Consider the following 11,941-nt stretch of genomic DNA (forward strand, 5'->3'; position numbering starts at 1 on the left):
CCCTATTAGAGAATAATATGAATAAAAAAACTGACACTACCACTGACGATACGTCAAAAGAAGCCACGCGCAAAGTATCCGTCGCCATTATTGGCGCTGGTACCGCAGGACAAAATGCTTTTCGCCAAGCAAGTAAAATCAAAGACGACGTGGTCATTATAAATGAAGGATTTTGGACCACGACCTGTATTGCCGTTGGCTGCATGCCTAGTAAGCTACTAATTGCAGCTGCTGATCGTGCACACGATACCAATCATTCTGCTGAATTTGGTATTCATGCAACGGCACAAATAGATGGCAAACGAGTGATGGAGCGTGTACGTGATGAACGCAGTCATTTTGCCAGCTATATCAAGAAACAAGTAGACAGCTGGCCTGATCATAAGAAAATCGACGGTCGTGCTCATATCAATGAACAAGGTTTAATCGAGGTCAACGATGAGCTGATTGCCGCTGAGCAAATCATTGTCGCCACAGGTAGCTCGCCGTTTATCCCCGATGGATGGGCTGACAAGCTTGGTGATACCATGCTTACGTCTGACAGTGTCTTTGAGCTTGAAGACTTGCCAAAAACTATGGCAGTCGTCGGTGCTGGTGCCATTGGTCTAGAGCTTGCGCAAGCGTTTACACGTTTAGGTGTAGAAGTTACGCTGTTAAACCGCGTCAAACAAGTCGCTGGTCTACAAGACGAAGATATCAATCACAAGGCTATCGATTGCTTAAGTCGTGAATTGACCATGCATTTGGGAAGCAAAATTACGGATGTTGGTACAAAATCTACTGCAGACGATACCTCTGAAAGTAATGGAAACAATAAAAATACCACTGCATTTATCGAATATGAAGATAGTACTGGCAAGTCTCAACAATGGCAAGGTGAATACGTATTAGTTGCTACTGGTCGTCGCAACAATATTAAGCAGCTAGGAATTGAAAACTTAGGTGTTGAGCTAGACGATAAGAACCGTCCGAAAGATTTGAGTAAAAAAACAGGTCAGATTGGCGACTTAAACGTCTATATCGTTGGTGATGCCAATGCCAATATTCCACTATTACATGTAGCCAGTGATGAGGGCTATAGTGCAGGCAACATGGTTTGTGAAAATACAGAAGGGGCTTATATCCGCCCACCTGCCCCACCTTTCTCTATCGTCTTTTGCTCACCGCAAATTGTTAATATCGGTATGTCTCTACCAGAGATTCAAGAAGATTCAGAATTAGAGTTTGTTATTGGTAGTGTAAGCTTTGACAATCAAGGGCGTAGTCGTGTGATGGGTGTCAATTGTGGTCTGCTACATATCTATGGCTGCAAAAAAACTGATAAGATTCTAGGTGCTAGCATGGTCGGTCCTGATGCCGAATACATTGGACACATACTTGCTACTGCCATTACTAATGACTTAAGCATCAAAGCCTTGCTAGACACGCCTTTTTATCATCCAACGATATTAGAGGGACTACGCACAGCACTACGCGATGTTCAATATAAAATGGAGATCCCTTTCCAGTCTCAAGATGCACAAGAAGACAACTTCTAATGGTTTGTATTTTTTAGCCCAATAAAATTTTTGGAATTTAACTCTCTAGACTGAATCACTGCTTATATCACGTGTGATTGTATGGTCAGCTTGATATAATTTGTAGACAGCTATTTCATGTATAACGTTTTTTATAATCGCAACCTGCATGGACGAAACAATGCCAATTGCTAGTATTACTGACTTCTTCAAAGAAATTGTTCATGACTTACATACTAGTCTTTACCTTGCTCTTGGCGGCTCTATAGATGAGGACTCACTTAATTGGTCTTCACAAGCAGCAGAACTGGTCAGCACTGGCATCAAAATCCTAATACTGCTTGCGGTATTGGGATTTTTTTATTGGTTGGCCAATTATATTCTTAGGCAAAGCCGAGCCAAAATTCGGTTGAATGAACGCCGTACTAAGATTGCCCGTTCAGTCTTACGCTATATATGGATTGTCGCAAGTCTAATCGCCATCATGAGTCAGATAAATTTTGAACCAGAAACCATCAAAGCCACCGCAAAGGCAAGCACTTGGGCCGGTATCTATTACGTACTTTGGGCATCCTCAGGACAGATCATTCACAGAGTCTTACAGCACTATGGCCTCAACGCTTCAATAGAACAGTTGCTTAAAAATATCTTATCCGTACTGCTGTTGGTACTTGGGCTTGCCAGCGTCATGGCACAATTTGGCTTTGATATTGTGTCGTTGGTTGCCGGTTTAGGTATTGTTGGTTTGGCAGTGGGTTTCGCCGCTCAGTCTACTCTTGCTAATTTCATCGCTGGTATTACTATTTTGCTTGAGCAGTCCTTTCAGGTTGGTGATTGGATTCATATCAATGACACTGAGGGACGCGTGGTACTTATTGCGCTGCGGACTACCCATATCCTTACTCGTGACAATATTACGGTTATCATTCCAAACTCTAACGTTGCCTCCTCTGAAGTGATCAACCTGACTTCTAAGAACTTCATACGTTTTGATATTCGCGTACGTATCGCATTTGAGGATGACATTGAAACAGCTCGCCAAGAAATATTACAGGTGCTGAGCGATACTGATGTAGTGCTCAATCGGCCTGAAACCTCAGCGACCGTCTCAGAAATTGGTGAGTATGGGGTGTTTTTTATCGTGCGTTTTTGGGTCAAGCCAGCAGCCGTTGCGCGTATGCCAAAGATTAAAGAGGGCCTAAAAGAAGATATCAAGGTCGCCTTTGATGCTGCGGATATATCTACCCCTTATCCTCATATGCGGTTACTCATGCCAAAAGACATTGACTACCCTATTGCCACTAAGCCTTTTGCAACCACCACTCAAATTCTCCCAGAGAAATTACCACTGACCAAGGGTGAGTAGACAATTTATTCTTATGCATTTGGCTATCACATCTTCAAATCTTAAACACGACCACTTTGAACTATCCTACCGTGAATTATGGTAAAATTGCTGGTTACACCGATTATCTTATTATTTGCTTTTTTGTCAATTTAGCCCACAGGTACCCGTATGACCGAACAAACCGCGCCCACATCTCTAGCAGCAGCTTCACCAGAGTTGTCGCTTGATCTTATTATTACCTGTGCCGATGGGCTTGAGGCACCACTGCAAACTGAGCTAACCAGTTTTGGCATTGACAGCGAAATCAAAAGTACAGGCCGTCTAACCGTAACTGTCGGCTTACGTGAGCTATATACTATCTGCCTTTGGTCACGTGTGGCCTCGCGAGTATTGATGCTGATTAAACGCAAAAATATCAACGCAGAATACGATGTTGCAGAACAGCTATATGGCTTGGCAAAATCGGTCAATTGGACTGAGCAATTTAGCCTAGAGCAAACCTTTGCTATTCGTCTGTCTGTTGATAAGCGTGTCGCCGTCAGTCAGCAGTTTGCTATGCTACGTATTAAAGATGCGATTGCCGATACGTTCAACGAAGTCTACGACAGCCGTCCTAACGTCGATAGCAAAAACCCAGACTTCTCTGTTTTTGCAACTATCAATGACAAGCAAGCCGAGCTATATTTAGATTTATCAGGTACCAGTTTGCATCGCCGTGGTTACCGTGTGGCTATGACAGAAGCGCCGCTAAAAGAAAACTTGGCAGCAGCCCTACTCTATAGCGCTGGTTGGCATAAGAAAAACGAAGCCGGTGACGCGCCATTCTACAATGCCTTAATTGACCCAATGTGCGGTTCTGGTACATTTCTTATCGAAGCGCTACTCATGCATTGCGACTATGCCGTGGGTATCGATAAGGCTGCCAATCAATTTGGTTTTTATCAATGGCAGCATCATGACGAGACGCTATGGCAAGAGATGATCGATGATGCCCAAACGCGTTTCCGCGAAGCGTTAGAGATTGCCAATGAGCAGCCTGATACGTTGCCACTCATGTTAGGATTTGATGCTGATAGTGGTGCGGTTCTTGCGACAGAAAAAAACTTAATTGCAGCAGGTCTACAAGATATTTTACCGCTACTCGATATCGAGCGTCGTGCGCTTGACCAACTCAGCAATGTACTCAAGCCATTAGTTAATGATGGTCGACTGAGCAATCCTTTGGTCATCACTAACCCACCTTATGGTGAGCGTTTGGGTGATGAAGAAATGATTAAGCCGTTGTACCAAGCGATTGGGCTTATCTTGCAAGACAGCTTTGCTGGTAGCGGTATTGATCCGATGCTTGGCATCTTGGCTGCCAATGTCGAACAGGTCGATATCTTGCCGATTAAAGAACCAAAAACGTTGCGTTGTCATAATGGTGCCATCACTGTTTATTTCCGCTACGGAACACTTATCTCGGGACAAACGGGCAATCTTGTCAGCCGTTTCGAAAAGCGTGAGATTGAAGTAGAAGAAGGACAGGACTTTGTCAATCGCTTGCAAAAAAACCTTGCTAAGCTTAAGAAATTGGCCAAAAAAGACAATGTCAGTAATATACGTGTCTATGATGCTGATTTGCCAGACTTCAAAGTCGCGATCGATTTATACGGTGACTATGCTCATGTACAAGAATATGCGCCACCGAAGACAATACCACCTGAGACTGCAAAAAAACGCTTTAACTTGGCATTAATGGGTATTCGCGAAGTCTTTGATATTAACCGTGAACAGGTCTTCATCAAAACGCGTGCTCGACAGTCTGGTAACGATCAATACAGCAAGCAGAACACCACAGAAAAACGCGGCAAGTTTCATGTTGCGCGTGAAGATGGTGCGTATATCTATGTCAACTTTACAGATTATTTAGATACTGGCCTATTTATCGATCACCGTAATATGCGTGCTCGTATCAAGGCCAACAGTCGCGATAAAGCAGTACTTAACCTATTCGCTTATACTTGTACCGCAAGTTTGCATGCAGCACTTGCTGGTGCGAAAAAAGTTACTAGCGTTGATTTGTCACAGAACTATCTAGACTGGGGCAAGCAAAACTTTGTCCTAAACGGTTTGGACGTTAGTCGCAATAAGTACCAATTCGTTGCTGCTGATATCTTTGAATGGATTAAAGACAATACTGAGCAGTTCGATGTTATCTTTATTGATCCACCGACTTTCTCAAACTCTAAGAAATTTCAAGGTACCTTTGATGTGCAACGCGATCATGCTGCACTGATTAACCGTGCAATGAACCGTCTTACTTCTGATGGCGTCTTGTATTTTTCTAATAACTTTACTCGCTTTGAGCTAGATGAGCAGTTGACTCAGCGTTATGACATCGTTGATATTACTCAAAAAACCATTGGTTTTGATTTCAATATCAAGAAGCCAATTCACCAAAGCTTTGAGATTCGTCATCGTCAAAGTCTATAACTCAAGATATGAGACTTAAGGTCCATAAACAGGATTTATATATATAAAACTACATATTTATAGTGGTAGTCTAAGTACCTGAAAATTCTGTTTTTTGCCAAATGTATATGAAATATAATAATGACCCAATCAGCTTTGATTGGGTCATTTTTTGTTGTTATGATAGAGCGTTACTAGGCGATGGATTTGCGCAGTTGTTGTGCAAGCATCGCCTTTTTTCGATAATTTTATAAAACCACTAATTTCTAATAAGAAGGATAAAACCATGGCTTTATCACTTAATAAAGGCGGTAATTTATCGCTAACGAAAACTGACCCAAATTTGACCAAGCTACTTATCGGTCTTGGTTGGGATGAGCGTGCCACTTCTGGTGCTGAGTTCGATCTTGATGCCAGCGTGTTCTTACTAAATGGCGCAGGTAAAGTGCGCGGCGATCATGACTTTATCTTCTACAATCAGCTGAAGTCTGACAATGGTGCTGTTGAACACACTGGTGATAACCGTACTGGCGAAGGCGACGGTGATGATGAAGTTATCAAAGTAAACCTAACCCAAGTACCTGCTGACGTGGATAAAGTAGTCGTAACCGTTACTATTCATGACGCTGCTGCTCGCAGTCAAAACTTTGGTCAGGTCGCCAACGCCTTTATCCGTGTTGTTAACGAAGAGACTGGCACCGAAGTCGTACGTTTTGATTTAGCAGAAGATTACTCTGTTGAGACAGCGATGGTGTTTGGCGAAGTATATCGTCACAACGGCGAATGGAAATTCCGTGCTGTTGGTCAAGGCTATTCAGGTGGCTTGCAAGCGATGTGTCAGCAATACGGTGTTGATATCTAGCACCATTATTCACTGGTACTCAGTCTATTATTAGTCACCGTAATCACGTCCAAAATAGCAAACCGCCATCGTTGCAAATAGTCACAATTTTTAATGGCCAAATGACTAGTAATGCTTTACGTTTCGTTTAAAATTATGCATAAAAAGTGGTTAGTCATAACCACTTTTTTGCGGTTCATGCCTATACTAGGTAGACCTTAGCTTTACGCAACCAGACAGGATGTGTCATGAGACATTTTTATTTAGACTTTATCTTCACAGCGATTGCTTTGGCAATAGCAGCATGGTGGGGATATTCACATGGCGGTATGGGCGGCTTGATAGCCACTCTTTCTATTACCGCTATTTTGGCCGTTATGGAGATTTCATTATCTTTTGATAATGCGGTGGTCAATGCTTCAGTCCTTAAGGGCTGGGACGAATTTTGGAAAAAGATATTTTTAACCGTTGGTATTCTAATTGCTGTATTCGGTATGCGCTTGGTTTTCCCTATTGTCATCGTCGCCGTTACTGCTGACCTTGGCATGATGCAAGTAATCGATTTGGCATTGAATAACCCTCAAGAGTACTCAGCAAGACTAATGGCTCACCATGCAGAAATTTCAGCATTTGGTGGTATCTTCTTACTTTTAGTATTCTTGAACTTTATTTTTGATGACAAAGACGTGCATTGGTTCAGTTGGCTTGAAAGCCGTTTAGCCAAGCTAGGCAAAGTCGATGCTATGAGCGTATTTGTCGCACTTATTGTGTTGATGATTGCGGTGTCATGGGCTAATGATAATCAAGCAAGCGCTGTCTTGATTGCTGGTGTTTGGGGTATCTTAGTTTACCTTGGTGTGCAGGTCGTATCTGGCATGCTTGAGGGCGATCTTGAAGAAGACCTAGAAAACGATTCAGGCGCAGCGGCGACCAGTGCCATCATGAAAGGCGGTATCATTGGTTTCTTATACCTAGAAGTTTTAGATGCCTCATTCAGCTTTGATGGTGTGATTGGCGCATTTGCAATTACCAACGACGTGATTGTTATCATGCTAGGTCTTGCGATTGGTGCGATGTTCGTACGTTCTATGACTATCTTTTTGGTAGACAAAGGCACGCTTGACGAGTTCATCTATCTTGAGCATGGCGCACATTATGCAATCGGTGCGTTGGCATTGATTATGCTATTGTCAGTGAAGTTCCATGTACCAGAGATTATCACTGGCCTGATTGGTATTGCCTTTATTGGTTGGGCGCTGCTAGCATCACTTCAGCATCGTAAAGCTGAGAAAGCAAGCCTAAACTAAGGTATCTTCTCAGGATAATACCGTCTGTAACTAGCTATATATCTAAGCAGGTCATACCACAAGGTATGGCCTGTTTTTTTGTCATACTATTTTTGCCATATTACTAAGGCGCATTGAAGCACTCAAATATAAGAATATTCAATAATTGAGATAATCAATGATTAAAATGGCGCTTATTCCGTTACTATTGCCCTATCTTCAATTAAAATCGTCAATTTTAAGTCACCTCACAAAGATAAGACCATACAATTAATATGCAAAAAATTCTTGATGATATTGCCGCAGAGATGGCAAGAGAAACTGACCGTGGAAAAGTGGCAGATTATATTCCACAATTGGCCCATATCGACCCTAATCAGTTTGGTATTGCCGTAGCGACTCCAGATGGGAAAATGTATGCAGCAGGTGATGCAAGCACACTCTTCTCCATCCAAAGTATCTCTAAGGTATTTACCTTGACCATTGGTCTTGGCAAGCTAGGCGACACGCTTTGGACACACGTTGGGCGTGAGCCATCTGGTGATCCTTTTAATTCAATTGTGATGCTCGAACATGAGACTGGCCGACCACGTAACCCATTTATCAATGCCGGTGCCATTGCCGTGGTGGATGCTATTATGATGGGGCATGAACCCAAAGAAACACTGGGTGAAATTCTTCAATTTGTTCACCTCATTGCAGATGATGAATCCATTCGCTTTGATCACAAAGTGGCGGCTTCTGAAATGGCGCACAAAGACCGAAACGCTTCTCTGGCGCACTTTATGAAATCCTTTGATCGTTTGAAACACGATGTAGATAATGTATTAGGTACGTATTTTCATCAGTGTTCAATTGAAATGAATTGCCAACAGTTAGCCAGTGCTGGTCTTTATCTGGTGTCTAACGGAGTTGATAAGCACTCAGGAATACGTGTCATCAATGAAAACCGAGCACGCCGTATCAACTCGTTGATGATGATGTGTGGTCATTACGATGGTTCTGGTGAATTTGCTTATCGCGTGGGCTTACCAGGTAAAAGCGGGGTTGGTGGCGGTATTTTAACCATAGCACCTGGTAAAGGTTCTATCGCTGTTTGGTCACCAGGGCTTGATCATGTAGGCAACTCTAAGCTTGGGTTAAAAGCGCTAGAGCGTTTCGTACAAAAAACAGGCTGGTCGGTTTTTGCAGAATAAGAGCTATATATACATTTTTACAAATAGGCTTTTGGTACCATGCCATGCTCATACTCTTTTATACTAGCTACGAAGCATATGTAAGCCATAAGTTGATTTAATCTAAGCTCGTATAGTAAGTCAGTGCTTTTTCAATCGTTTATTTTCTTGAAGCTACCATTGCGCCAAACTCTCGTTGTATGAAACATTACTTTTCATAACAATATCTTAACGACTATTGCTAAGTTGATTAGAAATTATCAAAGATACAGAAGTATTATGTCCTTTAGTAAGCATATAGTAAGTGCACAAAATACGCCTTGCTTAGTAAGCAAACGCTTAGTATAGTAAAACCTAATGATATACAGTACATGGCACACAGCTAAGTTACTTATACTGTTCCAGCTGGTATATCAGTCACTGCACAACTTTTATTTAGTTTCTTTTTTATTATCCAATCCACTTAACTATTAATCCAAAGGATATTTGTATGGCTATTAGCTTAACAAAAGGCGGCAACGTAAACTTATCAAAAGAAGCGCCGGGTTTAACTAACATTACAGTCGGTTTAGGCTGGGATCCACGTGCCACTGACGGCCAAGAGTTTGACTTAGATGCAATCGGTTTTCTGATCAATGAAGCAGGTAAAGTTCGTAACGATCAAGACTTTATCTTTTTCAATAACCTAAAATCAGACAATGGCGCTGTTGAACACACTGGCGATAACCGTACTGGCGAAGGCGACGGCGATGACGAAAAAATCAAAATCAATCTTGGTAGTATTCCAGCTGACGTCAACAAAGTAGCTATCTGCGCAATCATCTATGAAGGTCAAGCACGTAACCAAAATTTCGGTCAAGTTGGTGATGCTTATATCCGCGTTGTAAACGACAATGGCGAATCTGAAATCGCTCGTTACGACCTATCAGAAGACGGTAGCACTGAAACAGCAATGATCTTTGGCGAATTGTATCGTCATAGCGGTGACTGGAAGTTCCGTGCTGTAGGTCAAGGTTTCAGTGGTGGTCTTGGACCATTAGCAGCCTCTTATGGCGTAAATGTTTAACGTTAGAACTAGCGTAAACGTTTAGCAAGCCGATTCTCATAACCAGACGTCTGGTTATGATCTGATAAGCCATCAAGTGTGCCCTTTTAACGCATTTGATGGCTTTAAATTTAATTGGCTTACCATTAGAATTATAGAGTCTATAAAAGCACGCACACATATTAAGAGCACCTAACAAAGATATTAGAATAAGGATTTGCAAGCCATGGCCGCAACATTCAGTTTAATCGGTACTATTGAACCTTTTTTGCACTGCAATCTTAAAAAAGGCGATTCAATTTATTGTGAAGCCAATGCGATGGTAATGATGGAGTCTAACCTTGAGCTGAAAGGTAAGCTACAAGGTGGCCTAATGCAGTCACTGATGCGCCGCTTTGCAAACGATGAATCATTGTTTCAACAGCAGATTGAAGCGGTTAATGGTGAAGGTGACTGTTTGCTTGCGCCCACGCTCGATGGTGATATGCAAATCATAGAAGTTGGCAAGCAGCAATATACACTGAGTGATGGTGCGTTTGTCGCAGCCCAAACTGGCGTCGATATCAGAGCCAATATTCAGCGCAATTTAGGCGGTGCTGTGTTTGGTGACACAGGCGGCTTTATGGTGATGCAGACACAAGGTCAAGGTCAGGTTGTTGTTTCTGGTTTTGGCTCGTTGTTTGAGATTGATGTTACACCAGACAAAGACGTCATCATTGATAACGGTCATGTGGTCTGCTGGGATTCAAATCTTGAATATAAACTGTCAGTTTCGACCAGTAAGAAAAAAGGCATCATGAGCAATATCATCAACTCCGTCACCAGTGGCGAAGGTATGGTTTTAAACTTCTCAGGAAGTGGCAAAGTTATTATTTGCTCGCGTAACCGTGACAGTTATCAAGGTTGGATACAAAGCGTCCTAGGTAGTAGCTCAGGTGGACGTGGTGGCGGCGGTGGCTTTTTAGATAATATTTTATAGCATTTTACTCACAATTATTATAAGGATACTCACATGGCAGTTAGTCTTCAAAAAGGTCAAAAAATCTCCCTAAGCAAAGAAGCTGGCGGCGATCTTACTCAAGTTAAATTGGGGCTAGGCTGGGATGTTGCTCAAGGGCCACAGGACAAAAAAGGTGGCTTCTTAGGAAAATTATTCGGCGGCGGTTCTGGTGGTGATTCTATCGACTTAGATGCTTCATGCATTATGTTTGACGCTAATAAGCAAGCGGTCGATGCTATTTGGTTTAGTCAGCTAAAATCGAAAGACGGCAGTATCGTGCATACTGGTGATAACCGTACTGGCGACGGTGATGGTGATGATGAAGTCATCAATGTCGATCTCTCAAGAGTACCTGCCAATGTGGTTTCATTGGTATTTACGGTAAATAGCTTTACTGGTCAGACGTTCGAAACCGTAGAAAATGCATTTTGTCGTATTGTCAACGCCAACAACAATAGCGAAGTAGCGCGTTATAATCTGTCTGCACAAGGTGGACACACAGCAATGATAATGGCAAAAGTCTATCGTCACAATAATGAATGGAAAATGCATGCTATTGGCGAGACAGCCTCTGGTCGCACCTTCCATGACTTGATGCCTGCTATCACACCGCATGCGTAAATAGATCGCTATTATAGTAGCGCATAAAATGTCAAAAAAACCCAGTTATTTATAATAGCTGGGTTTTCTAATTCAAAAACTATAGATATTGCATCAAAGCCCATTAAAAATTTCTTTCTACCTCTCTTTTCTACCACATTTATCAACTAGCATTTCAATAGGATATTTTATCCCTCTCCTGATAACTTCTATATAGTATAAAAAATGTGTCATTCGTTGTTCATAATGTACAACTCGTTGAACATATGCTCATCTCGTGCGTCTCACAACATTATAAGTTGTTTATATATTACAGTTTAGTTTCTATTGAAAGATACATCATATTCTCTAAAACGATAATTTGGAGTAAGCAGCATGTCAAAGAACAAAATTGATGATACAGATTTAGTGAGTACGCAAAAGAAAAAATTTGAGATGCCGCATATTTATGTCATATTATTTGTATTTAGTGCTATTGCAGCTATTCTTACGCATTTTGTACCTTCTGGAAAATATGACCGAGTACTTGGTCCAGAAGGTAGAACGACCATTGATGCCACATCCTACCATCTTATAGAGGGGAGTTTCCCAAACTCTGTGTAACTGCTTATAATCCACTAACAGGAGAATAAGCAATGACTAACCAATCTGACATCAAGAAACTGGCTGAGCAAA

The 11,941-nt window shown here is 41.9% G+C and carries 10 protein-coding genes; all 10 read left to right on the top strand.

Annotation, left to right across the window (positions count from 1 at the left end; genetic code table 11):
- Window positions 1–17: 17 nt before the first annotated feature.
- The 10 genes from ACT3QQ_RS03835 (at window position 18) to ACT3QQ_RS03880 (ending at window position 11,869) form a co-directional block, all read left to right on the top strand.
- Entirely contained in the window at window positions 18–1,538 is a 1,521-nt protein-coding gene (locus ACT3QQ_RS03835) for a dihydrolipoyl dehydrogenase (RefSeq protein ID WP_444526984.1), read from the top strand.
- A gap of 160 nt (window positions 1,539–1,698) precedes the next feature.
- Complete coding sequence (locus tag ACT3QQ_RS03840) at window positions 1,699–2,883, top strand: mechanosensitive ion channel family protein (protein ID WP_444526985.1); 1,185 nt, start codon at window positions 1,699–1,701, stop codon at window positions 2,881–2,883.
- Between the two features lie 150 nt (window positions 2,884–3,033).
- Complete coding sequence (gene rlmKL, locus ACT3QQ_RS03845) at window positions 3,034–5,340, top strand: bifunctional 23S rRNA (guanine(2069)-N(7))-methyltransferase RlmK/23S rRNA (guanine(2445)-N(2))-methyltransferase RlmL (protein WP_444526986.1); 2,307 nt, start codon at window positions 3,034–3,036, stop codon at window positions 5,338–5,340.
- Between the two features lie 265 nt (window positions 5,341–5,605).
- On the top strand, window positions 5,606–6,181 hold the full coding sequence (locus tag ACT3QQ_RS03850; protein WP_057760825.1) for a TerD family protein: 576 nt from the start codon (window positions 5,606–5,608) through the stop codon (window positions 6,179–6,181).
- Window positions 6,182–6,408: 227 nt separating this feature from the next.
- Window positions 6,409–7,467 (top strand): DUF475 domain-containing protein, encoded by a 1,059-nt coding sequence (locus tag ACT3QQ_RS03855; RefSeq protein ID WP_444526987.1) that lies wholly within the window; start codon window positions 6,409–6,411, stop codon window positions 7,465–7,467.
- Between the two features lie 254 nt (window positions 7,468–7,721).
- Window positions 7,722–8,642: a glutaminase gene (locus ACT3QQ_RS03860; RefSeq protein WP_444526988.1), complete on the top strand. Its 921-nt coding sequence runs from the start codon at window positions 7,722–7,724 to the stop codon at window positions 8,640–8,642.
- Between the two features lie 469 nt (window positions 8,643–9,111).
- Window positions 9,112–9,687, top strand: coding sequence for a TerD family protein (locus tag ACT3QQ_RS03865; RefSeq protein WP_444523070.1), 576 nt, complete (start codon window positions 9,112–9,114; stop codon window positions 9,685–9,687).
- Between the two features lie 205 nt (window positions 9,688–9,892).
- Window positions 9,893–10,645 (top strand): TIGR00266 family protein, encoded by a 753-nt coding sequence (locus ACT3QQ_RS03870; protein WP_057760834.1) that lies wholly within the window; start codon window positions 9,893–9,895, stop codon window positions 10,643–10,645.
- A gap of 33 nt (window positions 10,646–10,678) precedes the next feature.
- Window positions 10,679–11,287 carry a TerD family protein gene (locus tag ACT3QQ_RS03875; RefSeq protein ID WP_444523072.1) on the top strand — a complete coding sequence of 203 codons (609 nt, stop codon included), beginning with the start codon at window positions 10,679–10,681 and terminating at the stop codon, window positions 11,285–11,287.
- A gap of 354 nt (window positions 11,288–11,641) precedes the next feature.
- Entirely contained in the window at window positions 11,642–11,869 is a 228-nt protein-coding gene (locus ACT3QQ_RS03880; RefSeq protein WP_444526989.1) for a hypothetical protein, read from the top strand.
- The last annotated feature ends 72 nt before the right edge of the window (window positions 11,870–11,941 follow it).

The organism is Psychrobacter sp. AOP7-A1-24 (genome assembly GCF_052376235.1).
Taxonomy (GTDB): domain Bacteria; phylum Pseudomonadota; class Gammaproteobacteria; order Pseudomonadales; family Moraxellaceae; genus Psychrobacter.